Annotated in this window: 21 protein-coding genes and 3 tRNA genes; 4 read left to right on the top strand and 20 right to left on the bottom strand. The window is 64.8% G+C overall.

The annotated features are described in order from the left end of the window. Positions 1 to 4 precede the first annotated feature (4 nt). From AC5RUW_RS16125 to AC5RUW_RS16115, 3 genes are all read right to left on the bottom strand, one after another. Positions 5 to 874, bottom strand: a complete 870-nt coding sequence (locus tag AC5RUW_RS16125; protein WP_494161602.1) for an ABC transporter ATP-binding protein — start codon at positions 872 to 874, stop codon at positions 5 to 7. Then, positions 858 to 1,748, bottom strand: a complete 891-nt coding sequence (locus AC5RUW_RS16120; protein WP_494161601.1) for an ABC transporter permease — start codon at positions 1,746 to 1,748, stop codon at positions 858 to 860. Before AC5RUW_RS16120 ends, AC5RUW_RS16125 begins: the two co-directional genes overlap by 17 nt. A gap of 305 nt (positions 1,749 to 2,053) precedes the next feature. Next, positions 2,054 to 2,473, bottom strand: coding sequence for a hypothetical protein (locus tag AC5RUW_RS16115; RefSeq protein WP_494161600.1), 420 nt, complete (start codon positions 2,471 to 2,473; stop codon positions 2,054 to 2,056). A 514-nt stretch (positions 2,474 to 2,987) separates the two neighbouring features. On the opposite strand from AC5RUW_RS16115, the gene AC5RUW_RS16110 reads away from it, so the two are divergent. Further along, on the top strand, positions 2,988 to 3,455 hold the full coding sequence (locus tag AC5RUW_RS16110; RefSeq protein WP_494161599.1) for a DUF3515 domain-containing protein: 468 nt from the start codon (positions 2,988 to 2,990) through the stop codon (positions 3,453 to 3,455). Between the two features lie 63 nt (positions 3,456 to 3,518). Here AC5RUW_RS16110 and AC5RUW_RS16105 read toward each other — a convergent pair whose 3' ends face one another. From AC5RUW_RS16105 to leuC, 6 genes are all read right to left on the bottom strand, one after another. Beyond that, positions 3,519 to 4,655 carry a D-alanine--D-alanine ligase family protein gene (locus AC5RUW_RS16105; RefSeq protein WP_494161621.1) on the bottom strand — a complete coding sequence of 379 codons (1,137 nt, stop codon included), beginning with the start codon at positions 4,653 to 4,655 and terminating at the stop codon, positions 3,519 to 3,521. Positions 4,656 to 4,666: 11 nt separating this feature from the next. Beyond that, positions 4,667 to 5,710 carry an NAD(P)H-dependent glycerol-3-phosphate dehydrogenase gene (locus AC5RUW_RS16100; RefSeq protein ID WP_494161598.1) on the bottom strand — a complete coding sequence of 348 codons (1,044 nt, stop codon included), beginning with the start codon at positions 5,708 to 5,710 and terminating at the stop codon, positions 4,667 to 4,669. Further along, the gene (locus AC5RUW_RS16095; RefSeq protein ID WP_494161597.1) at positions 5,707 to 6,447 is read right to left on the bottom strand and encodes a lysophospholipid acyltransferase family protein; all 741 of its coding nucleotides are present in this window, start codon (positions 6,445 to 6,447) and stop codon (positions 5,707 to 5,709) included. The genes AC5RUW_RS16100 and AC5RUW_RS16095 overlap by 4 nt, the downstream gene beginning before the upstream one ends. A gap of 11 nt (positions 6,448 to 6,458) precedes the next feature. Beyond that, positions 6,459 to 7,802, bottom strand: coding sequence for a UDP-N-acetylglucosamine 1-carboxyvinyltransferase (murA, locus tag AC5RUW_RS16090; protein WP_494161596.1), 1,344 nt, complete (start codon positions 7,800 to 7,802; stop codon positions 6,459 to 6,461). A 217-nt stretch (positions 7,803 to 8,019) separates the two neighbouring features. Further along, positions 8,020 to 8,619: a 3-isopropylmalate dehydratase small subunit gene (leuD, locus tag AC5RUW_RS16085; RefSeq protein ID WP_494007357.1), complete on the bottom strand. Its 600-nt coding sequence runs from the start codon at positions 8,617 to 8,619 to the stop codon at positions 8,020 to 8,022. A gap of 9 nt (positions 8,620 to 8,628) precedes the next feature. Then, positions 8,629 to 10,071, bottom strand: coding sequence for a 3-isopropylmalate dehydratase large subunit (gene leuC / locus AC5RUW_RS16080; RefSeq protein ID WP_494161595.1), 1,443 nt, complete (start codon positions 10,069 to 10,071; stop codon positions 8,629 to 8,631). A gap of 153 nt (positions 10,072 to 10,224) precedes the next feature. Between leuC and AC5RUW_RS16075 the strand changes: the two genes are divergently transcribed. Together AC5RUW_RS16075 and AC5RUW_RS16070 are read left to right on the top strand one after the other, a co-directional pair. Then, the gene (locus AC5RUW_RS16075) at positions 10,225 to 10,944 is read left to right on the top strand and encodes an IclR family transcriptional regulator (protein ID WP_494007359.1); all 720 of its coding nucleotides are present in this window, start codon (positions 10,225 to 10,227) and stop codon (positions 10,942 to 10,944) included. A 36-nt stretch (positions 10,945 to 10,980) separates the two neighbouring features. Next, positions 10,981 to 11,406: a potassium channel family protein gene (locus tag AC5RUW_RS16070; protein WP_494161594.1), complete on the top strand. Its 426-nt coding sequence runs from the start codon at positions 10,981 to 10,983 to the stop codon at positions 11,404 to 11,406. 108 nt (positions 11,407 to 11,514) lie between these two features. Here the strand turns inward: AC5RUW_RS16070 and AC5RUW_RS16065 are convergent, their stop codons facing one another. After that, positions 11,515 to 12,408 (bottom strand): hypothetical protein, encoded by an 894-nt coding sequence (locus AC5RUW_RS16065; RefSeq protein ID WP_494161593.1) that lies wholly within the window; start codon positions 12,406 to 12,408, stop codon positions 11,515 to 11,517. 128 nt (positions 12,409 to 12,536) lie between these two features. Further along, positions 12,537 to 13,535: a thiamine-phosphate kinase gene (gene thiL / locus AC5RUW_RS16060; RefSeq protein WP_494161620.1), complete on the bottom strand. Its 999-nt coding sequence runs from the start codon at positions 13,533 to 13,535 to the stop codon at positions 12,537 to 12,539. Positions 13,536 to 13,683: 148 nt separating this feature from the next. Here thiL and AC5RUW_RS16055 point away from each other — a divergent pair, with 148 nt between their 5' ends. Continuing rightward, positions 13,684 to 14,547 (top strand): ATP-grasp fold amidoligase family protein, encoded by an 864-nt coding sequence (locus AC5RUW_RS16055; RefSeq protein ID WP_494161592.1) that lies wholly within the window; start codon positions 13,684 to 13,686, stop codon positions 14,545 to 14,547. A gap of 263 nt (positions 14,548 to 14,810) precedes the next feature. Here the strand turns inward: AC5RUW_RS16055 and AC5RUW_RS16050 are convergent. The 9 genes from AC5RUW_RS16050 to AC5RUW_RS16010 form a co-directional block, all read right to left on the bottom strand. Continuing rightward, a tRNA-Glu gene (locus AC5RUW_RS16050) sits at positions 14,811 to 14,883 on the bottom strand. Between the two features lie 140 nt (positions 14,884 to 15,023). After that, positions 15,024 to 15,096 (bottom strand) — tRNA-Glu (locus AC5RUW_RS16045). Between the two features lie 48 nt (positions 15,097 to 15,144). Further along, positions 15,145 to 15,216, bottom strand: a tRNA-Gln gene (locus AC5RUW_RS16040). A gap of 117 nt (positions 15,217 to 15,333) precedes the next feature. Beyond that, entirely contained in the window at positions 15,334 to 16,053 is a 720-nt protein-coding gene (locus tag AC5RUW_RS16035; protein WP_494161591.1) for an HAD family hydrolase, read from the bottom strand. A gap of 5 nt (positions 16,054 to 16,058) precedes the next feature. Then, positions 16,059 to 17,576: a glutamate--tRNA ligase gene (gltX, locus tag AC5RUW_RS16030; protein ID WP_494161590.1), complete on the bottom strand. Its 1,518-nt coding sequence runs from the start codon at positions 17,574 to 17,576 to the stop codon at positions 16,059 to 16,061. Positions 17,577 to 17,652: 76 nt separating this feature from the next. Beyond that, positions 17,653 to 18,573 carry a glycosyltransferase family 4 protein gene (locus AC5RUW_RS16025; RefSeq protein ID WP_494161589.1) on the bottom strand — a complete coding sequence of 307 codons (921 nt, stop codon included), beginning with the start codon at positions 18,571 to 18,573 and terminating at the stop codon, positions 17,653 to 17,655. A gap of 40 nt (positions 18,574 to 18,613) precedes the next feature. Further along, positions 18,614 to 20,491 (bottom strand): glycosyltransferase family protein, encoded by a 1,878-nt coding sequence (locus AC5RUW_RS16020; RefSeq protein ID WP_494161588.1) that lies wholly within the window; start codon positions 20,489 to 20,491, stop codon positions 18,614 to 18,616. A 191-nt stretch (positions 20,492 to 20,682) separates the two neighbouring features. Continuing rightward, positions 20,683 to 21,246 carry a hypothetical protein gene (locus AC5RUW_RS16015; RefSeq protein ID WP_494161587.1) on the bottom strand — a complete coding sequence of 188 codons (564 nt, stop codon included), beginning with the start codon at positions 21,244 to 21,246 and terminating at the stop codon, positions 20,683 to 20,685. Between the two features lie 44 nt (positions 21,247 to 21,290). Next, entirely contained in the window at positions 21,291 to 22,061 is a 771-nt protein-coding gene (locus AC5RUW_RS16010) for a fumarylacetoacetate hydrolase family protein (RefSeq protein ID WP_494161586.1), read from the bottom strand. Positions 22,062 to 22,203 lie beyond the last annotated feature (142 nt).

Here is a 22,203-nt window from a genome sequence, read left to right as displayed (position 1 = left end):
ATGCTCACGCCTGCCCCGACTTCCGCCGGCCCGGCGCCAGGTGGTGGATCTGCACGGCCTGCAGGTCATTCTGCATGCGTCGGCGGATCTTGCCTGCTGCGAAGCGGTCGCCGGAGGAGAGCTCCTTGGTGTAGCGGCGGTACCAGGCCAGCGCCTGGGCAGGTTCTCCGTCGAACAGCAGGTCCCCCTTATCCAGCCAGATCACACGGGTGCACAGCTCCTGAATGGTGTTGAGGCTGTGGCTGACCAGGAAGACGCAGCCGGCCTGCTCGCGGAGCTGGTCCATCCGGCGTTTGGTCCGGGCCTTGAACTCGTCGTCGCCCGTGTTCAGCGCCTCGTCGATGACCAGGATTTCGGGATCAATGGCAGCGGCGATTGCGAACCTCAGCCTGGAGGCCATACCCGATGAATAGGAACTCATGGGGAAGTCGATGGACCCTTCAAGGCCCGCCAGTTCGAGGATGGACTCGTATTTGCGGTCAATCTCCGTCGGCGTCATGCCGAGGGCCAGACAGCCCAGCATGATGTTGTGCGCGCCGGACAGGTCCGGCACCAAGGCCGCGGATACTCCGAGCATGATCGGGGTCGAGGAGGCGTAGACGGCCCCCGAGGTAGGCTGCACCTTGCCGCAGATGAGGTTCATCAACGTGCTCTTGCCGGACCCGTTGCGGCCGATAACGCCGATGGCCTCGCCGTGCTCCGCCACAAAGGTCAGCGGGTTGAGGGCGGAAACTTCCGTCCTCCCTGAGATGAGTCGACCGCGGCCCTCTGCACCCTTGCCGCGTTTTCCGGCCACTTTGTACGTCATCTGCACGTTCTCCACCACCACGGCGGGCGATGTGGCGAGCTCTCCCGGCTCAGTCACGGCGGCCATAGGACTCCTCCCCTCGCCAGAACACCAGCATGCCGAGGATCAAAGCGCCGAAGGCCCATGCCGCAAGCCCCGCCCAGGACTGCCATGACGGCGTCTGAGCGTAGAGGATGGAATCCCTTGCGATGGTCAGGACCAGGTACAGGGGATTCACCTCCACGGCGGCCTTGAGCGCAGGAACGGAGGCATACCGCTCGATCGAGAACATGACGCAGGAAGCGAACAGCCAGAACCGCATCGCAAAGGAAATGGCATGGACGAGGTCGTTCAGCCGGGCCACCAGGGGCGCCAGGAACAGGCCCACCCCGAGGTTGAAGACCGCCTGCAGCAGGACCACCGGAATGATCAGCAGCCAGCGCCAAGTGATTTCCTCCTCGGGCCCGAGGAGGGTTATCAGGAGGAACATCATCACCAGGACGGGAATGTTGGCCATCAGTTCCCGGAGGTTCACGGCAACCGCGAGGGTCGCCCTGGGAAAGTTGAACGCCTGGATGACGTTCTGGTTGCTGCGGATGACACGTGCGCCGTTGACGATCGCACGGGAACTCATCTGGAAGAGGAAGATACCGATAATCAGGTAGCCAATGAAGTTCTCGATGCCCCGGCCGGAGTTCAGCAGCAGGCCGAAGATCGCGAAGTACCCGAGGCCGTTGAGCAGGGGATCCAGGAGCAGCCATGCGCTGCCAAGCCGGTCCTTGCTGTTGCCGCTCTGCACGCGTGCCCGCGCGTCGTAGGCCATGAAGTGCCGGTAGTTCCAAAGGGACACCAGGTAATCGAGCATCGGGGGGCGGGCACCCACCCGGTTGACCTTGCGAAGATCGACCTGGACGATGGTGGGAGGCTTTTGCGCCGCCGGAGCTTTCTGAGCCTGCGTCATCACCGGCATGCCGTCCGGTCTGCCCGCTGGACGCCTTCACTGCGGCGTCGTCCTGCCTCAAAGGAGGTGGGCGCTGCTCTCAAGATGTGTTTCCTTCCGGTCCCGGGCCGGGAAGCCTGGGAGTCTGACGCACCCCGGATTCGGCCTGCAGGCCGATCGGGGATCTTGCAACGTATTCTCTGCTGGGTTTCTCAGGAAACCAGATTTTATGCAAAAGGTACTAATCCAATGAAGGGGAGCGAACGCTCAATCGGCGACGTTCAGAATGAAGACCGATTCCGCCCCCGGCGTGGAGTTCGCTGGTTTTAGCCGTCCTTTTCCTTGCCGGTACCGGGGTGCATACGGACCGGACGACGCAACCTGGCGTAGTACGCGGCGCCGATTCCAACCAGCAACACTATGACCAGAACACGTGGAAGCCACGCCCCCACCGCGCCCGAGGACTCGTGCGCTGCTGCCTCGATCGGCGCTTCGGCTTTCTCCGTGCCGGACGGCGAGGGCGCGGCGGTCGGGGGCGCGGAGCGGGTTGCTGGAGACGAAGGCGTCGACGACGCCGTTGGTTCAGGGGCCGGTTCGCTTTCCGGTTCCAGCGCCTCGCCGGTTTCCGGGTCCCAGCGCAGACCCGTGTAGCTTCCGGTCAAAGGATCAATCAGCCGCAGGCTGCCCGGTTCAATCAGGAGTCCCGTTGCGGGATGGACCAGATAACCGGTGGCGGCGTCGATCAAGTAGCCGGTAACGGCGTCGTAGGAGGGGCCGTTCTGGGGAGCGGGTCCAACAGGAGGCTCAGCTGTGCCGGGCGGCGCGGGCGCAGGGTTCGCAGGGACGGAGGGACCCGGCTGAGCCGGCGGCGGATCCGTGAGCCCCGGATCGTCCGGCTGCTCCCCTCCGTCACCCGGAGTATCTGGGGAATTCCCCGGCTCGTCCGGCCCCGGTTCATCCGTCCCCGGAACACCGGGGGCCGGCTGCGGGTCAGACGGCTCGTTCCGGACCGGCCCACCTTCGGCCGGCGGGTCCTGCGCAAACGCCGGCGCGGCGGCTCCCCAGCTCAATACGAGGGCACCGGCCAGCGCTGTGGCCGCTAGGCGGTCGCGGATGCTCATGGTCTCCCCCGAGGATGAATAGCTGCTGGTCTTGTGACCAGCGGGAACAGAGTTGCCGCTGGGTCGGCGCCGTAAGAGTCTACAGCCTCCCGCCGCTCCCGGCGTCAAGGCTCCCTCTCCCGGCGGCTAGGCTTAAGCCATGAAGCGTTTGCCCACCGCCGCGGGTGTCCTTGCCGCGGCCGCCCTGCTCTCCGGCTGCACTCCGGTCGCCGATGTCGAAGCGGCTCCCGACGCCGAGAACCCGGCCTGCGCCGAAGTCATGGTGTATTTGCCCGTCGAAGTCGCGGAGACTCCCCTGCGGGACACCAACAGCCAGGCGACGGCGGCTTGGGGGAACCCGTCGAAGGTGATCCTGCGGTGCGGGGTGCCCGTCCCCGGCCCGACCACGGAGCCCTGCGCCAGCGTCAACGGTGTGGATTGGCTGCTGCAGGAGGAAGGCGACGTCTGGCGCGCGACCACCTACGGCCGGGAGCCGGCCGTGGAAGTGGTGTTCAACCCCAATGAGGTCGCTTCCTCCACCCTGCTGGTGGAGCTGGCCGGGCCGGTGTCCCGGATCGAACCCACCGGGGAATGCCTGAGCCCGCAGGACACCCTGGATATCCCCTAGCGCCGGAGCCAACCAGCGGGAGCTCAACCGCCCAGCTGTCAGCCCGGCCGGGCCGGCCCAGGCTCAGCGCAGGCCGGTGGGCCGCTCCAGGGCCAGCTGGATCAGTTCGTCGATCAGCTCGGTGTAGGGCATGCCGGACTTGGCCCACATCTGCGGGTACATGCTGACCGGGGTGAAGCCGGGCATGGTGTTGATTTCGTTGACGACCAGCGCGCCGTCGGGCGTGTAGAAGAAGTCCACGCGGGACAGGCCCTCCGCGCCGACGGCGTCGAAGGCGCGGGCGGCGAGGGTGCGGACCTGGTCGATGGCCTCGGCCGGCAGGTCGGCCGGGCAGCTGAGCTGCGCGGCGGCGCCGTCCACGTACTTGGCCTCGAAGTCGTACCACTGGTGGGCGCCGGGCTGAACGGCGATCTCCCCGGGCTGGCTGGTGCGCGGGTCGGCAAAGCCGCGCCCCTGCAGCACGGCCACTTCGATTTCACGCCCGGTGATGCCGGCTTCGACGACGACCTTGGGGTCGTGCGCCCGCGCCGCTTCGATGGCCGCGGGCAGCTGGGCGGGATCGGTGACCCGGGTGATGCCCATGGAGGATCCGGCCCGGGCCGGCTTGACGAACAGCGGCAGCTTGAGGGCTGCGGCGCGCGTCAGCGCTGCCTCCGGGTCGCGCTGCCACTGGCGGTCCGTGATGACCTCGTACGGGCCCACGGCCAGACCGGCGGCCTCAAAGACCACCTTCATGTAGTGCTTGTCCATGCCGACGGCGGAGGCCAGCACGCCGGCACCCACATAGCGGATGTCGGCCATTTCGAGCATGCCCTGCAGGGTTCCGTCCTCACCGAACGGGCCATGCAGCAGCGGCAGCACGACGTCGACCGCGCCCAAGCTGCGCGGCTCCTCGCCGGGCGCGTGCGCCACCAGTTCCTGGCCGGCGTCCCGGGCCGCGATGACCACGGCCTCCTTGCCGGGCAGCACCTCGGGCAGCGAGGTGGCGCGCAGGGACCAGGTGTGCGGGTCTTCGGAGACGATGCTCCACTGGCCGTTGCGGGCGATGCCGATCGGCACGACGTCGTACTTGTCGCGGTCGATGGCATCCAGGACACCGGCGGCGGTGACACAGCTGACGGCGTGCTCGCTGGAGCGCCCGCCGAACAGCACCGCGACCCGGGGCTTTGCCGGCTGCCGCCCTGTGCCGGAGGGGACGATGGGATTCTCGGTCACTGCGCGTGCACACCTTCGGATTTCAGTTCTCGGGCGAGCAGCCGCGGTCCGAGTTCGTCCACGGAGATCACCCCCTGCAGTACGGCCACCACGTTTTCGGTGATGGGCATGGAGACGCCCAGCTGGACGGCACGGTCCAGCACCGCCGGAGCGGACTTGATGGCCTCTGCGGTCTGCCGCATGGTGTCGGTCACCTGGTCCAGGGTCAGCCCCTGGGCCAGCAGGCGGCCGGCGGTGTGGTTGCGGGACAGCGACGAGGAGCAGGTGGCGATCAGGTCTCCCATGCCGGAGAGCCCGGACAGGGTTTCGGCCCTGCCGCCGAGGGCGACGGCGAGCCGGGTGGTCTCCGCGAGCCCGCGGGTCATCACGGAGGCCTTGGTGTTGTCGCCCATCTGCTTGCCTTCGCAGATGCCGACGGCCAGCGCAATGACGTTCTTCACGATGCCGCCGATTTCAGTGCCGACGACGTCGGTATTCGTGTACGGCCGGAAGTACGGCGGAGTGCAGGCGGCGGCGATCCAGCCTGCGGTCTCCAGGCTGGTGCAGGCGACCACGGAGGCGGTCGGCTCGCCGCGGGCGATCTCCAGGGCCAGGTTCGGTCCGGACAGGACGGCGACCTGATCCTCGGGCCACTCGAGCTCCTGCCGGATGATCTGGCTCATCCGCGCGTCGGTGCCTACCTCGAGGCCCTTGGCCAGGGACAGCAGGACCGCCTGCGCGGGGATCAGCCCGCGGAACTCGCGCAGCCGCTGGCGCAGCGTCTGCGCCGGCACCGCGAGGACCACCAGGTCGGCTCCGGCCAGGACCTCGGCCGCGTCGGTGGACGCGGTGAGGTTCTCCGGCAGGGCGATGTCGCCGAGGTAGTCGCTGTTGCGGTGGTTCTCGTTGATGTCCCGGGCCACTTCCGGCCGCCGGGCCCAGACGGCCACCGGGGTGCCGGCGGCGGCGCCGGCGTCGGCCGCAATCTTGGCGAACGTGGTTCCCCAGCTTCCGGCGCCCAGGACGGCGATGCGGGCGGGGCCTTGGGTGCGGGGGGTCATGAGGTGCTCCGTCCGGTTTCAGGCTGGCCATGGGCGGCCGGATCCCAGCGCTCGGCGGGCGGCTGTTCCCCGCGCAGCTGTGCGACCAGGGCCGTGACGGCGTCCATGATGCGGTTGGTGGCGTCGTCGACCGCTTCGCGGGTGAGGGGCTTGCCCTGCAGGTCCGATAGGTCCACGGGATCGCCGGCGAGGACGGTGACCCGCTTGCGGGGGAAGACATGGATCTTCCGTGCGTAGCGGGGCAGCACGTCCTGCGCGCCCCAATGGGCTACGGGGACCACCGGCGCGCCGGTTTCGAGCGCGAGCCGGGCGGCTCCGGTCCGGCCACGCATCGGCCACAGATCCGGGTCCCGGGTAAGGGTGCCTTCGGGGTAGATGATCAGCGCGCCGCCGGCGTCGATGACGTCCCGGGCCACCTCCAGGGAGGCGCCGGCCTTGCCGGTGCTGCGCGCCACCGGCACCTGCTGGGTGCCGCGCAGCGCAGCACCCAGGACGGGCACCCGGAACAGCGACTCCTTGGCCAGGTAGCGCGGCATGATCTTCTGGTTGTAGAGGTAGTGGCCCACCACCAGCGGGTCGATTTCCGTGACGTGGTTCGGGCAGACGATGAAGCCGGTGTTCCGGGGCAGCTTGTCGATTCCCCGCCAGTCGCGGCCCATCAGCAGGTTCAGGACCGGGCGCGCGGCTCCGGCCACGAGGGCGAACACGAGCCGTGATTTCGCTGTTTCATTGCTCATAAGGAACCTGTCTACCGCATGGCAGCGCCGGCCGCCGCTTCCGCCACGTCGAAGTCGGCGCCCAGGCCCTCGAGCTTGCCCTGGAAGTGTTCGTACCCGCGGTTGATGATGTCGATGCCGGTGACCGTGGACACGCCGTCGGCGGCGAGGGCCGCGATCAGGTGGCTGAAGCCGCCGCGCAGGTCCGGAATGTCGATCCGGGTGCCGTGCAGCTTGGCGGGCCCGGAGATCACGGCGGAGTGCAGGAAGTTGCGCTGGCCGAAGCGGCAGGGCACGCTGCCCAGGCACTCCCGGTGAACCTGGATGCCGGCGCCCATGCGGATCAGCGCGTCGGTGAAGCCGAAGCGGTTCTCGTACACGGTTTCGTGCACGATCGACACGCCGTCGGCCTGGGTGAGGGCGACGACGAGCGGCTGCTGCCAGTCGGTCATGAATCCCGGGTGCACGTCGGTTTCCAGCACCAGCGGATTGAGCCGGCCGCCGGGGTGGTAGAAGCGGATGCCGTTGTCGTCGACGTCGAACGCGCCGCCGATCTTGCGGTAGATGTTCAGGAAGGCGGTCAGGTCCTGCTGGCAGGCGCCCTCCACGTAGATGTCGCCGCGGGTGACCAGCGCCGCCGAGGCCCAGGAGGCCGCCTCGTTGCGGTCCGGCAGGGCGCGGTGGTTGAAGCCGGTCAGCTCGGTGACGCCCTCGATGCGGATGACCCGGTCCGTCTGCACGGAGATGATGGCGCCCATTTTCTGCAGCACCGCGATCAGGTCCATGATCTCCGGCTCGACTGCGGCACCGGAGAGCTCGGTGATGCCCTCGGCGCGCACGGCGGTCAGCAGCACCTGTTCGGTGGCGCCGACGCTCGGGTACGGCAGGCGCAGCTTGGCGCCGCGCAGGCCCTTGGGGGCGGAGATGGAGATGCCGCCGGGACGCTTGTCGACGACGGCGCCGAAGTCGCGCAGCATCTGCAGGTGGAAGTCGATCGGCCGGTCGCCGATGCGGCAGCCGCCCAGATCGGGGATGAAGGCCTCGCCGAGGCTGTGCATCAGCGGCCCGCAGAAGAGGATGGGAATGCGCGAATCGCCGGCGTGCGCGTCAATGTCCTTCGACGCGGCGGTCTTGGCGTTCTTCGGGTCCATGGTCAGGTCTCCGGTGACCGGATCCTTGGTGACCTCGACGCCGTGCAGCTTCAGCAGGGACGTGACAACCTCGACGTCCTTGATTTCCGGCACGTTCCGCAGCAGGGAGGGGGTGCTGCCCAGCAGCGCCGCCACCATGGCCTTGGGAACGAGGTTCTTGGCCCCGCGAACCGGGACCTTCCCGGTGAGCGGAACTCCACCGCGGATGGTCAGAACGCTACCCATGAACACCTATTTCCTTTAGTCCCAACGCCCCCGGTACGAAACACGACTGCATCAAGCATAGGAGGAAGGGCATCCGTTCAGAAACACGCGCCCCTGCGTCCTGCCCTCTCCTGCCCGGCTTGCTGCTCCCCCGGAGGGAAAACGCCGACAGGCCCCCGGGATCGGGGGCCTGTCCATGATACTTCCGCCTGTCGGCCGCGGGCGAACCGGGCCGGCGTCAGGCCAGCGCGGGGAGGGTCTGCGGCTTGTAGGCGGGGCGCCGGGTCTCGAACGCGGTGATGTCTGCCTCGTGGCGCAGCGTCAGGCCGATGTCGTCCAGGCCTTCCATCAGCCGCCACCGGGTGTAGTCGTCGATCTGGAAGCCGGCGGTGATCGGGCCGCACGTGACGGTGCGGGCGGCGAGGTCCACGGTCACCTGGGTGCCCGGGGAGTTTTCGAGCTCCTTCCAGATGAGTTCAATGTCATCCTGGGCGACCTGCGCGGCCACCAGGCCCTGCTTGCCTGCATTGCCGCGGAAGATGTCGGCAAACCGGGAGGAGAGCACGGCGCGGAAGCCGTAGTCCTTCAGGGCCCAGACGGCGTGTTCGCGGGAGGACCCGGTGCCGAAGTCGGGTCCGGCGACCAGCACGGAGCCGGCCGAGTAGGGCTCCCGGTTCAGGATGAACTGCGGGTCCTTGCGCCAGCCGGCGAACAGGGCATCCTCGAACCCGGTGCGGGTGATCCGCTTGAGGTAGACGGCCGGGATGATCTGGTCGGTGTCGATGTCGGACTGGCGCAGCGGCACGCCGATGCCGGTGTGGGATGTGATCTTTTCCATGGTGGGCTCCTAGGCGGCCGCGGCAACGGGCAGCGGGTCGAGGTCCGAGGGTGAGGAGAGGGTGCCGCGCACCGCGGTGGCGGCGGCGACGACCGGGGAGACGAGGTGGGTGCGTCCGCCCTTGCCCTGCCTGCCCTCGAAGTTGCGGTTCGAGGTGGAGGCGCAGCGCTCCCCCGGCTCGAGCTGGTCCGGGTTCATGCCCAGGCACATGGAGCAGCCGGCGAAGCGCCACTCGGCGCCGAAGTCCTTGAAGACCCGGTCCAGCCCCTCGGCTTCGGCCTGCAGCCGGACGCGCGCCGATCCCGGGACCACGATCATGCGCACGGCGGGATCCTTGGCGCGGCCTTCGATGATGGAGGCGGCCAGGCGGAGGTCTTCGATCCGGCTGTTGGTGCACGAACCCAGGAAGACGGTGTCCACCCGGATCTGCTTCATCGGAGTTCCCGCTTCCAGGCCCATGTAGTCCAGGGCGCGCTTCGCGGCGGCCTTGGCGTTTTCGTCGGCGAAGTCCTCGGGCGCGGGCACCTTCTCGGACAGCGGCACGCCCTGGCCGGGGTTGGTTCCCCAGGTCACGAACGGCTCCAGGTCATCGGCGTCCAGGAAGACCTCGGCGTCGAACACGGCGTCGTCGTCGGTGGCGAGTGAGCGCCAGTACTCGACGGCGGCGTCCCAGTCCGCGCCCTGCGGGGCGTGCGGCTTGTCCTTCAGGTACGCGAAGGTGGTGTCGTCAGGGGCCACCATGCCGGCGCGGGCGCCGGCTTCGATGGACATGTTGCAGATGGTCATCCGCGCTTCCATGGACAGGGCGCGGATGGCCGAGCCGCGGTATTCGAGCACGTAGCCCTGCCCGCCGCCGGTGCCGATCTTGGCGATGACCGCCAGGATGATGTCCTTGGCGCTGACGCCCGGGCGCAGGGTGCCTTCGACGTTGATGGCCATGGTCTTGAAGGGCTTCAGGGACAGCGTCTGGGTGGCCATGACGTGCTCCACCTCGGAGGTGCCGATGCCCATCGCCAGCGCTCCGAAGGCCCCGTGCGTGGAGGTGTGCGAGTCGCCGCACACCACGGTCAGGCCGGGCTGGGTCAGTCCGAGCTGCGGCCCGACGACGTGCACGATGCCCTGCTCGGCGTCGCCCAGCGGATGCAGGCGGACACCGAACTCGGCGCAGTTGGCACGCAGGGTTTCGATCTGCGTGCGGCTCACCGGATCGGCGATCGGCTTGTCGATCTCCAGCGTGGGAGTGTTGTGGTCCTCCGTGGCAATCGTCAGGTCCGGGCGGCGCAGCTTCCGGCCGGCCAGGCGCAGGCCCTCGAAGGCCTGGGGCGAGGTGACCTCATGGATGAGGTGGAGGTCGATGTAGAGGAGGTCGGGGGCGCCGTCCGTGCCCTTGGCGACGACGTGGTCGTCCCACACTTTCTGCGCCAGCGTCCTGCCTGCCACATGTTCACCCATGACCGGTGCTCCTTGTCCTTTGCGCCTGCCAATTGCTTTGGAGCCCGCCGGAGGGCGGGCCGTTGGTGCGCTGATTCCAGCTAACCCCCAGCCTCGTAGGTTCCGCCAGCTTCATCTATTGCATCTCAAATAGTGAGACGGCAGTATCAGCTTATGGACAACACAAGCGGCGTGGGCGTGATCGATAAGGCAGTCATGGTGCTGGACGCACTGGAGGCGGGCCCGACGACGCTGGCCCAGCTCGTTTCCGCGACCGGACTGGCGCGGCCCACCGTGCACCGGCTGGCGATCGCCCTGGTGCACCACCGGCTGGTGACCCGGGACATGCAGGGGCGTTTTGTCCTGGGCGGCCGCCTGGTGGAGCTGGCCTCCGCGGCGGGCGAGGACCGCCTGATCGCCTCGGCCGGCCCGGTGCTGCTGGCGCTGCGGGACGCCACAGGCGAAAGCTCGCAGGTCTTCCGCCGGCAGGGTGAGTGGCGGGTATGCGTGGCCTCGGCGGAGCGGCCGGTGGGCCTGCGGGACACCATTCCGGTGGGCACGCAGCTGTCCATGAAGGCCGGTTCCGCAGCGCAGGTGCTGCTGGCCTGGGAGGACCATGAGCGGCTGCTGGAGGGCCTGCAGCAGGCCAGGTTCACCCCCACCGTGCTGGCGGGGGTCCGCCGGCGTGGCTGGGCGCAGAGCCTGGGCGAGCGGGAGCCGGGCGTTGCGTCGGTCTCGGCGCCGGTGCGCGGCCCGTCCGGACGCGTGATTGCCGCGGTGTCCATTTCCGGGCCGATCGAACGGCTGAGCCGGCAGCCCGGGCGCATCCACGCCGAAGTGGTGGTGCGGGCGGCCGCACAGCTCACCGACGCACTGCGCAAGACGCCGGACTGACCCTAGTCTGGTGCCCTCCAACCCAGGGAGGGCCGCATGAAAAGGCTTCGCGTCCTATGGAACGTCATCCGCCTCACCGGCGCCAGCTACGTGTTTCTCGGTTTCCTCGCCGTCCTGGCGGCGGCCGCCGTCGTGCTGCCCCGGGTGGAACCCGGCATACCAACGCTCGGTGACGCCATGTGGTACCTCTTCGTCTCTTTCACCACGATCGGTTTCGGGGACCTGACAGCGGTGACCTTTGCCGGCCGGCTGATCACCGTCGTCGTCGCTCTGTACGGCATTGTGGTGGTCGCGCTGCTGACCGGGGTTGTTGTCGGCTTCTACAACGAGCTGCTGAAGGTCCGTGCCCGCTCCAGCCTGGCCGAGTTCGTGGATGAGCTCGAGCACCTGCCCGACCTCTCCCCTGAGCAGCTGCAGGACCTCTCGGAGCGGGTGCGGCAACGCCGGGTCCTGCCGCCATAGGAGCTCGCCCTTTCGGTGCTATGCGATTACTTACCCCACCAGTGCAGAGGCCTGCAAAAGTGGGAGCTCCCCCAGGCAGCAAGTGGCTGGCCGCGCAAAGCGAAGCAGTTATAGGGCGCAAGGCTGGGAACGAATCCATTCGACCCCCGCTGCAATACCGCGGTCCATCACTTCCTGAGACTGTGCCACGTGAGCATTTGGCCCGTCGTAGAACTCGAAGCGGACACGCGAAGCGTTCGGGCCTGCCTCAACCGCTTCTCGGAAAGGCTGGTAGTGGTCTGCGACATGGCTGCTGTCGTTTCGGTTCTGAACGTACAGGACCCGGTTCTCCAGGAGGCGTGTGTATGTCAGTGGCGCTGATGCTCGTTCCCCGAGTGGAGACGCCCAGTCGTCGTCAATCGTGAGTTGGTCCGGCGGCACCGGGCTGAACTCAGGCATGACAACCTTCACGTACCTTCTTTGAGGGCCCATATACTTGCCCTCCACCCGGTACCTATTAAGTAGCGTCTGGGGATTATACACCACCGCCAGACTGTTCGGAACAAACGCCGAGACCTGCAAAGCGGCGAATCCGCCACCCGACCCGCCTGTGAAGATCACGTGGTCAGCACCGGCTGCTTTAGATGTTTTGACTGCCCAGTCAGCAATGATTGGCCGTAGGTCCAAATCGGCCCAACCCGTATACCAAGCCAACTGTATGTTATCCGCGAGCCGCAGAGTAGGGTCTGAAACGATGAGAAGGCTGTAGTCCGTGTTCAGTAGAGTGGCTAACCTCTCAAAACGTGGAAGCTCCGTTGTCTCGCGGGTCAAGGCCCCATGGAATGCCACCACCAGAATGTCCGAGGAACGATTAAGATGCAGCGCTTCTAAGTCGATCCCACGACCTAGCGGCGCACTGTACCTGTAAGCCCCCTCCTCTGTGAAAGGTGCGAATAGAGCTGCGCTCTCAAAGGTGGCCACTGGAACGTTGGCACCACCCTGTTCAATGTCTTCAATACGCATTTCACCAGTATCGCAGAGGAACAGCAGGGGCCATCTTCCACCGTCACCCCCAGAGGACGCATTCCGTAAGGTGCGCTGGAAGCCCCCTCAAATGCATAGGCACGCCTAATGCCCCATTGCAGTGGCGACTATCCCCCAAAGTGGTCCCAGCCGACTCTTCGCGCCGTCACACCCCCAATAGTGACAGCTGGAGCACCGGGCAACACTTGGCCAAGTACGGCAAACCCCTCTGGCAACACAACAGACGGAGGAAATGTTGCGAGCAGTCCGTGATCCTCTCCGCCGCCCAGTACCCATGACATCGGGTCGACACCCAATCGTGCTGCAGTTCCCGCCAACTGTCCGGAGCGTTCAGCGAGCGTGCCATGATCCAAGTCGATCCGCACTCCTGAGGCGACGGCAATCCGTTCGGCATCGCGTACCAGGCCGTCGGAGACATCAAGCATTGCGCTGGCCCCTGCCCGGGCTGCCGCTGGTCCAATAAGGATTGGTCGAGGCCTGCACTGTGCTGCAACGACACGATCCAACTCCGATACAGCCCCCTCGGCGACACCAGACGTATCCAGTGGGCTTTCTAACACAGCCAGGCCAGCTGCGGCGAGGCCCAAGGCTCCACAATGTGCCAAAAGGTCCCCCGGCCGGGCGCCGGACCTGAGGATAGGGTCGGCACCGCCCAGGTTGCCTGTAACGGCTGCAGTAACGACGATCTGTCTGCCACGACCTAGGTCGCCGCCTACCACGGAGCAGCCCGGAGAGCCCGAAGTTAGCGTTAGGACCGCCGCCGAAAGGCCATCAGCGAGGTCCTCGACCCACGCGACTGGCGTTCCCTCGGGCAAGGTCAGGCTAACCACAAGCGAGGTAGGTTCGGCACCCATAGCGTTGATGTCTGACAGATTCTGCGCCGCACACTTCCAACCGACATCGAATCCTGTGCTTTCGTATCCACTCGGCCACCGGAGGCGAAAGTCTTCATCCTGCACAAGAGAATCGATACTGATCAGCGTCCGGCCGTCCGGTGCGGAAATCATGGCGGCGTCGTCGCCGGGGCCGAGCAAAGCAGCCGTGGGGCCCAGGCGAGGAAGGATGCGTGCCAGGAGCTCCTTTTCACCAAGCTCCCCAACCGTCATACGTGCCACGCACCCGCTCCTCTCTATCCTGTAAGAAACTACCATTTCAGCGCCCCCTCCGGGGGGACCCACGCTCCTCTCTCGTCTGATGACTCGCACCAGCGAATGCTGTGTAAGATCGGCAGCGAAAATCGTTTAGTATCTAGAAATGGACTACTTTGATCATATGGAGCGCCGACTAGGCGGCAAAGAAGACTTCGTACCCGCCCGCATAGGTGACAAGCATCTTGTCCGGCAGTTCGCAGACCTCGTCGGCGTGAGGACGCCTGCAGTATATTTCAGGGGCCCCTTGGACGAACTTCGTAAGTTCGATTTCCCGGAGGAGTTCGTCTTGAAACCTTCCTTCGCTTCCACCTCCATCGGAGTGCACCTTCTCAGGAAGTCGGACGACTCCACCTTTGTAGATCTGCTGACACAGACGGTTGTGGAGCGGGAGACCATTTTCGAACAGTGTGAGAGCATCGCTGAACGCTACCGTGAGAAAACCAGTGCAGCCACTTTCATAGTGGAAGAGCTCCTCCGTGACTACGACGGGTCTACACCGCCGCAGGACATTCGCTTCTACGCTTTTCAGGGTGAGATTGGCATGATCCTCAAAGAGGATCACATGACCGGGCAAGCCGCCAAGGCGATGTACTTCGATGGAGACTTCTTGCCTTTCAGTGATCTTTCAAGCCGGTACTCCGTCGCCGAGACAGCAAAGCAGCTCGAAGAGATCGTGGAGGCGAAGACCCCTGAAAACTGGGAAGCGCTTCTGTCGGTTGCGAAGAGGATATCCACGGCAGTCCCATCCGCGTTCGCACGCATTGATCTATACGACACCCCTAATGGTCCCACCTTGGGCGAAATTACCTTTTTCCCGGGAACCTTCTACTATCGGAACCGTAAAATCATGAGCCAAAGCGAGGCTGAGCGCCTCGGGCGTATGTGGGATGCAGCAGAGCGTCGGCTCCAAGGCACGCTCAGCCACAGGAGAAACGAAAATGTTTTTCGTCCGATCCCGGCGAAATGACTCCTCCTTAGGCCGGATCCACCAGGAAGCACCCCCTTCACGGGGGCTCGTTTACAAGTTCGTGTTTGCAATGACTCCGTAACTTCTGTATCTGTGTGTCGACCTGGGCAGAAGCAGGATTTCTGTTGCTGTTATCGGTGTCCCGAGACCTACTGGCCGCACACAGAAAGGTTGAGTTCCTGGACACCCCTGCCCCGGACGCTCCTCCAGATATCAAAAGGAAAGGACCCTCAGAGATATACTCTGAGGGTCCTTTCCTTTAGTGACCCCAGCGGGATTCGAACCCGCGTTACCGCCGTGAGAGGGCGGCGTACTAGGCCGCTATACGATGGGGCCATATACTTCCCGCGTTTCTGCGGGCATCAACAAGTATGCCACATCCACATGAGAAAGAGAAATCCAGCAGCTCTCAGTCCGGAGGAAAATGCACACGAAAAAGCCGGCTCCGGACAATGTCCGGAGCCGGCTTCAAAACGTGACCCCAGCGGGATTCGAACCCGCGTTACCGCCGTGAGAGGGCGACGTACTAGGCCGCTATACGATGGGGCCGCTGATATTGCTGCGTAACGCTTCAAGTATGCACCTGAACAATCAGCGCTGGGATACCAGGACTCGAACCTAGAATGACGGTACCAGAAACCGTTGTGTTGCCAATTACACCATATCCCATTGTTTCTGCCGGGTCGTTTCGGAGTACTTGTCTCCGTTGCAACCCCTCAGCAACGAGTATTAACTCTACACGAGGATCGGTCTCCGTGCAAAACCGAGCGGGGTGTGATCCCGGCCTCAGTACAGCAGATCCGGCACCGAGGCCAAGGAGGTGACCACGGGGAACCCTAGCTCCCTGGCCTCCCGGAGCGCAGCACCGGTCCGATCCAGCCACACACCGCGCAGACCCGCCGCGCAGGCACCTTCGGCGTCGACCACCGGGTTGTCCCCCACGTAGAGCGTACGTCCGGGTTCGGTGCCCAGTCGGCGGACGCCCTCCAGGAAGATCGCGGGATCTGGCTTCGCGGCCCCCACGGTGTCGATGCCCACCAGGATCTCAACCCGGTTCAACCCGGCCGCGTCCAGCTTGGCACGCTGGTAGTCGGCGACGTTGTTGCTGACTGCCCCGTAAGGGATGCCGCGGAGCTCCAGCAGGTCCAACAGGGCGAACACGTCCGCGAAGGGCTTGAAATGGAGCGGCAGCAGCGCGTCGTACTCCTCGTTCCAGGCGGACGCGGCGGCCTCGTCCAGCCCGTCGAGTCCTGAAGCCTGCTCGGCGTGCTGAACACGGAGGATGCGCTGCTCCGTGAAGGACAGGTCCCCGGCAAGATAGGAGTCGTAATAGCCCAAGGGATCCGACGTGAACAGGCCGTGGTAGGCCTGCCACTGCTCCTCCGAGAAATGGGACAGCCGCTCCGCGCTGATCGCGCGGAGCGTGCTGCCCATGGCCGTGTAGAGGTCCACCAGGGTCTCGTCGATGTCGAACAGGACCCCGTGGGCCGCTCCGGCGTTCGTCAAGGGACTCAGGCCTGCGCCCGGAAGGCTCGCAGCCGGGCCAGCGACGACTCGCGGCCCAGGATGACCATGGACTCGAACAGCGGCGGAGAAATGCGCCGGCCGGAGATGGCCGTGCGTACGGGGCCGAAGGCCAGTCGGGGCTTCAGCCCCATCTCCTCGACCAGCGCCTGGCGCAGCGCGGCCTGCAGGGATTCCGCGGTCCAGTCCTCCAGTGGCTCCAAAGCCGCGAGGGCGGCGTCGAGCGCCTCAGCCAGGTTGGCGGGCAGGCCCTTGCGCGCATCGTCGGCGATTTCGATCTCGTCGTCAGCCTTGAACAGGAAGCCCATCATGTCCGGCGCCTCGCCGAGCAGGGTGATGCGTTCCTGGACCAGCGGGGCGGCCTCGCGCAAGATTTCCGCTTCGCGCCCGGTGAGGGTCTCGCCCACCAGGCCGGCCTGCTGCAGGTACGGCACCAGCCGGGCCCGGAAGTCCTCGGGCTCGAGCATGCGGACGTGCGAGCCGTTGATGGCCTCGGCCTTCTTCAGGTCGAAGCGGGCCGGGTTGGACAGCACGTCGTGGATGTCGAAGTTCTCCACCAGCTGGTCCACGGTGAAGATGTCCTCGTCGGCGGACAGGGACCAGCCCAGCAGGGCGAGGTAGTTCAGCAGGCCTTCCTTGATGAAGCCCCGCTCGCGGTGCAGGAACAGGCTCGATTCCGGGTCGCGCTTGGAGAGCTTCTTGTTGCCGCCACCCATGACGTACGGCAGGTGGCCGAACAGCGGCATGTACTTGGCGACGCCGACTTCGATCAGGGCCCGGTAGAGGGCGATCTGCCGGGGGGTGGAGGACAGCAGGTCCTCGCCGCGCAGCACGTGGGTGATGTCCATGAGCGCGTCGTCCACCGGGTTGACCAGGGTGTAGAGCGGAGCCCCGTTTGCCCGTACGACCACGAAGTCGGGAACGGTGCCGGCCTTGAAGGTGATTTCGCCGCGGACCAGGTCGTTGAAGGTGATGTCTTCGTCCGGCATCCGCAGCCGGAGCACCGGCTCCCGGCCCTCGGCGCGGAATGCGGCGATCTGCCCCTCGGTGAGGTTCCGGTCGTAGTTGTCGTAGCCGAGCTTGATGTCGCGGCCGGCGGCACGGTGCCGTGCCTCGATCTCCTCAGGGGTCGAGTACGACTCGTAGACCCAGCCGCCCTCGCGCAGTTTGGCGATCACGTCCTGGTAGATCTCCCCGCGCTGGGACTGCCGGTACGGTTCGTGCGGCCCGCCGACCTCCACGCCCTCATCCCAGGTGATGCCCAGCCACTTCAGGGCATCGAGGAGCTGCAGGTAGCTTTCCTCGCTGTCGCGTGCCCGGTCGGTATCCTCGATGCGGAACACCATGGTGCCCTTGGTGTGCCGGGCGTAGGCCCAGTTGAACAGTGCGGTGCGGATCAGCCCGACGTGCGGGGTGCCCGTGGGCGACGGGCAGAAGCGCACCCGGACCGGGGTGTTCTCGTCAACGGTGGGCAGGGACGCGAGAGAGGAAGGCTCAGTAGTCATGATGAACCCAGTTTAGTCTCCCGGCATCCGGTGCGCCGCCTGACTCACCCCCGGCCGCAGGCGTCTCCTGAACCGGCTAGGATCTGGCCCCGTGAAGCACGCTCTCTGCGAAAGCATGGAGATCGCCGACTGGAACGAGATCATAGTTCGCGATGTCGCTGGTAAGTTCACCGAGCGCCCCGACGTTAAAGGCGACTGAGTTGAGGCCACAGGCGAGTGCTTCAGCGACCCCGTACCCGAAGGACTCTCCCAAACTCGTGCTGCAGAAGAAGCCGCCCCGGTCCCGGGCCTGCCGGTATATATCTGCAATCTTCGGCTGGCTCAGGTTCAAGAGGATCCGCAGCCTGGAAGCCACACCAAGCGACGCCGCCAGTCCGAGGAGATCAGCCATTCGATGAGGCTGATCCTCGAAGCTCAGGATGGCGATTCCATGATAAGTGGCCGGCAACAGGCTCAGCACCCGTATGAAATCAGCAATGTTCTTCCCCTTGTCGAGCCGCCCGATCCAGACGAGGGGAATCTCATCCGCTCCGAAGGCCAAAGGAGCCTCGGACCCAGCCGTAGCGAAACTCTCAGCGTCGACTAAGTTGGGCAGGACCTCAACCAAATCCTTGGATTCACTTGGAAGTTTGCTGCGCACTACGTCAGCCAGAAAGTCGCTCGGCGCCGTTATCTTAGCTACTTGGCCCAAGTTTAGTTCCGACAGTTCACGCTCGATGACCCGCTCATCCGAGGAGTGGAACTCATAAACGACCTCGGCGCCAGAATGCGCCACTCGTTGGACGATCCTGGGTAGAGAGGTTATCCGAATAACGTCATAGTCAACCGCAGTCACCGCGTGTTCCACAAAGGCCTCGTACCGATCCGGCCTGGTGATTCGAAAATCTGCATTCTCTAGCGCCTGATATGCAACCGAACCGGACTTATCGTTGGCAAACAGAAACATGTACCGATTGTCAGGATCGCTGAGGGCACGGTTACGGTAAACGGTGGTCATACCCCCCAAGCTGCAGTTCGGGTAAAGATGAAGAATTTTCTTAGGCACGGTTTCCCCTGATCAGTTGAAGCATAGTCTCGGCACGAGCCCCCCAAGTTGCTGTTTGCAGGAACTCCTCCATTCTGGCGGCTTCCTCCGGGGTGTAAGGATCAGCCATTGCTTCCGTTAGAGACGCGGCGAATCCCTCGCGATCATCATAGATCCACGTCGAGGGGCAGAGATCGACGGATCCCATTCGAGCGGTAACGGTACGAAGACCTACCGAAAGATACTCGTAAACCTTATTTGGGTCCACGGCGTAAGTCAGCGTGGACGGTTTGAAGGGGATGATGCCCACCTTCCAGTCTTGGGCGATCTCCTTGAACTCGGCATGGGTTTTCGGTCCTAGAACCCTCACGTTCTCCGGAAGGTTCAAATCTTCCGGCATACCGTGCCCGATAATCTCGAATGACAGATGAGGGAGCTGCACGGCACAATCAATCAGAAGGGGCCAATCAAACCACGAGGGGGTTAAGTGACCGATATAGCCAACGGTCATCGACGAGGAGCGTCGCTCGAAACTCGAGGCACTCCGATTCATCTTAGATTCAAGAATAAAGTCGCCGTCAACTGCGTTTGGCACTACTACGGAGTGACCCGGGCTGTTACGCAAAATGTCCATCTTCGAAGCAAGCCGGGGGCTAACGGTTACAACCTGGTCTACTTCCCTGGCAACCCGCGTCTCCAACTGCGGATGGAACCACTTCGAGTAGCCCACGCGATTGAATTCCTCCATGTCGTCCCTGACTTCATAGACGGTCGTCCAGCTGTGCAGACGGAGGAGGTCGACGGCTCCCACAGCGACTATGTCGGGGAACGAGCTGCAGATAAAAACATTGTTTGCCCCCCTGCGGCGGCTGGCCGCTGACAGGAACCTTCCCATTTCCTCTCGAGAGTACTGTCGGGCCCTCGGCCCCTGTGCTTCCTCCCCGACTGGCACACGGCTGAATGGAAAAAAGACGACCCAGCAGCCCAGCTTAAGATACTCCTTGCTGAGCCGGTTAGGACGCAGGGCGAGGGTGGGGTGGCCGAGTTGAGGGGCGGTGGTATAGAGGACTATAAGCGTATCGTTCTCAGGAATCCGACCCACGAAGTCCTCAACCGTTTCCCGTGCCAGGCTTGGATCCCTACGGCTGACGTTGACCTCGGGCTCTTGGGAGAAATAGACATCCCCTTGTTTCCATCGGATGGCACTCAGCGTGGCCGTTGTCGCACCCTCAGGAACCTGCACTTCGAACCTAGTCGTACGGGGTTCGTTTTTGGTTCCGCATTCCAAATACTTGTATGCGCCGAGCTTTGGGTTTATGGGCGAATCACCGCCGGGCAGGACGACTGCGCCTTCAGCGTCTTCAAAGGCGATATTGACGAGTACGGCGCCCGGCGGAACGGAGTCAACAGCAAAGGCACCCGCCTCGAAGGCGAGCGTTTCCCCAGCTGTCACCTTCAACGAGGTACGCCAATCATCCGCACGGCTAAGGGGAGCTATAGTCACGTCACCCAGGTTCATATGTCCCCTACCCTGCGCACGCACTGCCAGCGTAACCTGCTTGGTATCTTCCGATACTCGATGTACAAAATGCGACGTAGCGTAGCTGTGGGTACGGCGGTCCTGCTCCGTGTACTCAATTACGTAATAGGACACCTGCATACCAGCAGAAGCATCCGCTTCAATGTTGATCTCGAGCGCTTCTCCCGGCTGGAAGTCGAACGATGAGGTGGAAGGCCGGTCAGAGAATCGCCGGTCCTCACGTCGATAGGTCACGTAGAAATGAACGTCAGCCTGAGAATCCACCTCCACGCGCGATGCGCGCCGAGTAACTCCAAGGGAGCGCCTGCTCGTTAGGTTCCAGTCGTAGACCGTGCGTTTCGTTGCGCTCACGTTTCGTTCCAAGCTCCCTGAATTGCAGTCTGTGTTCACCCAAGTAATGCGCGGCCAGGCACGCATGGAGGATGGTTATCAATACTAGCCTCATCACATGAGCCGCGGAAATCAGCCAGCCCAGAGGGACTAAACTCCTGACTTCTGGAGGTATCCCCTTGACGGCTTGATGGTGTGTCGATAGCGAATACTTAGAGCGGCACGTTCAGGAGCCACAGGCCCACCCCGCCGCCGGCGGCCGCACCCAGCCCGGCTGCTGCAAGAGCTGCGCCGCGGTGGCGTTCCGCTGCCACAGCAGCTGTCAGGGCGACGACGGCGGCCACCGCACCAGCTGCCGCACCACCGTAGCCCCATCCGAAATACAGGAGTGCCGGCAGGAGAACGACCGCGGCACCGCTGCTAACGGTCCGCCAGGAGAGCGGGCGCACCCGCTGCGCCAGCAGCAGGACCGCATAGGCGGTGATCATGCCGAAGATGACGGCGGCCAGAGCCCGTGGTCCGTCCAGCCAGAGGATCACCCGCAGCAGGACGAGGCCCGCGCCGGCTGCCCCCAGGATGACCGGCGGCGCACCGAGGCGGCGCAGGCCTGAGCGCAGGTCACCCCGGCGGTCCAGGACGGTAACTACCAGCCACGGGAAAACGGCGATGAGCAGCGCGGCGCCTGTCCCCCAGACAACACCGGCCCAGCCGCTCATGTCCGCGATGGGTGCCGCGAACAGCAGTACGGCCCAGGTGATGCCGGCGGGAACGGCCACAGCCGGGCGCCCGGCGGGGCGCCCGGCGTCGTTCCTGCCGGAAATCAACGAACCGTGTTCGTGAGCCGTCCGATGCCTTCGACCTCGACCTCGAAGCGGTCGCCTTCCGAAAGCGTGCCGACGCCGGCGGGGGTACCGGTCATGATCACGTCGCCGGGCAGGAGGGTAAACGCCTGCGAAACGTAGGAGACCAGCTCGCGGACGCCCCAGATCATGTCGCTGGTCCGCCCGTCCTGCACGAGGGTGCCGTTGAGCCGGCCCTGCACTGCAAGGTCGTCGACGTCGAGGTCGGTCTCGATCCAGGGGCCGAGCGGAGTGGAGGTGTCAAAGCCCTTGGCCCGGGCCCACTGGCCGTCGGTCCGCTGCGCGTCGCGGGCAGTGATGTCGTCGGCGCAGGTGTAGCCGAAGATGACCTCGTCCACGCGTTCCAGGGGAACGTCCTTGCAGATCCGGCCGATGACGACGGCGAGCTCGGCTTCGTAGGACACCTCGTCCGAGAAGGCGGGGAGGACCACCGGATCGTTGGGGCCGATGACCGCGGTGTTGGGCACCAGGAACATCAGCGGAGCGGCAGGTACCTCTCCCCCCATTTCCTTGGCGTGGTCGGCGTAGTTCTTGCCGATGCCTACGACCTTGCTGCGGGGAATGATCGGTGCCAGGAGGCGCACGTCCTCCAGCTTGTGCCGCTCACCCGTCAGCTGGACACCGGAGAAGAACGGGTCCCCCTTGATGACGGCCACTTCGGCGGGGTTATCACCGGGATCGACCACGCCGAACGTGGGATCTCCTTCATGTACAAATCGGGCAATACGCATAGGTTCAAGCCTATCCTGCCCGCATCAGCGCGCGCCCGCGTGCCGCCAGTTGGAGCCGGCTCTGACCACAGGCCTCTGCGACTTGTTGTTAAATGGGTGAGGGCCCCGCGTCGGTGCGGGGCCCTCTTCCTTGTAATGGTTG

It is taken from the genome of Arthrobacter sp. Y3222053 (assembly GCF_059092805.1).
This window is presented reverse-complemented; position numbering and strand designations above follow the sequence as displayed.

Bases quoted from the DNA above. Each gene is read 5' to 3' on its own strand.
- AC5RUW_RS16125 (WP_494161602.1), bottom strand. From the start codon at position 874: ATGGCCGCCGTGACTGAGCCGGGAGAGCTCGCCACATCGCCCGCCGTG.
- AC5RUW_RS16120 (WP_494161601.1), bottom strand. From the start codon at position 1,748: ATGACGCAGGCTCAGAAAGCTCCGGCGGCGCAAAAGCCTCCCACCATC.
- AC5RUW_RS16110 (WP_494161599.1), top strand. From the start codon at position 2,988: ATGAAGCGTTTGCCCACCGCCGCGGGTGTCCTTGCCGCGGCCGCCCTG.
- AC5RUW_RS16100 (WP_494161598.1), bottom strand. From the start codon at position 5,710: ATGACCCCCCGCACCCAAGGCCCCGCCCGCATCGCCGTCCTGGGCGCC.
- AC5RUW_RS16095 (WP_494161597.1), bottom strand. From the start codon at position 6,447: ATGAGCAATGAAACAGCGAAATCACGGCTCGTGTTCGCCCTCGTGGCC.
- murA (WP_494161596.1), bottom strand. From the start codon at position 7,802: ATGGGTAGCGTTCTGACCATCCGCGGTGGAGTTCCGCTCACCGGGAAG.
- leuD (WP_494007357.1), bottom strand. From the start codon at position 8,619: ATGGAAAAGATCACATCCCACACCGGCATCGGCGTGCCGCTGCGCCAG.
- leuC (WP_494161595.1), bottom strand. From the start codon at position 10,071: ATGGGTGAACATGTGGCAGGCAGGACGCTGGCGCAGAAAGTGTGGGAC.
- AC5RUW_RS16075 (WP_494007359.1), top strand. From the start codon at position 10,225: ATGGACAACACAAGCGGCGTGGGCGTGATCGATAAGGCAGTCATGGTG.
- AC5RUW_RS16070 (WP_494161594.1), top strand. From the start codon at position 10,981: ATGAAAAGGCTTCGCGTCCTATGGAACGTCATCCGCCTCACCGGCGCC.
- AC5RUW_RS16065 (WP_494161593.1), bottom strand. From the start codon at position 12,408: ATGCGTATTGAAGACATTGAACAGGGTGGTGCCAACGTTCCAGTGGCC.
- thiL (WP_494161620.1), bottom strand. From the start codon at position 13,535: ATGACGGTTGGGGAGCTTGGTGAAAAGGAGCTCCTGGCACGCATCCTT.
- AC5RUW_RS16055 (WP_494161592.1), top strand. From the start codon at position 13,684: ATGGACTACTTTGATCATATGGAGCGCCGACTAGGCGGCAAAGAAGAC.
- gltX (WP_494161590.1), bottom strand. From the start codon at position 17,576: ATGACTACTGAGCCTTCCTCTCTCGCGTCCCTGCCCACCGTTGACGAG.
- AC5RUW_RS16025 (WP_494161589.1), bottom strand. From the start codon at position 18,573: ATGACCACCGTTTACCGTAACCGTGCCCTCAGCGATCCTGACAATCGG.
- AC5RUW_RS16010 (WP_494161586.1), bottom strand. From the start codon at position 22,061: ATGCGTATTGCCCGATTTGTACATGAAGGAGATCCCACGTTCGGCGTG.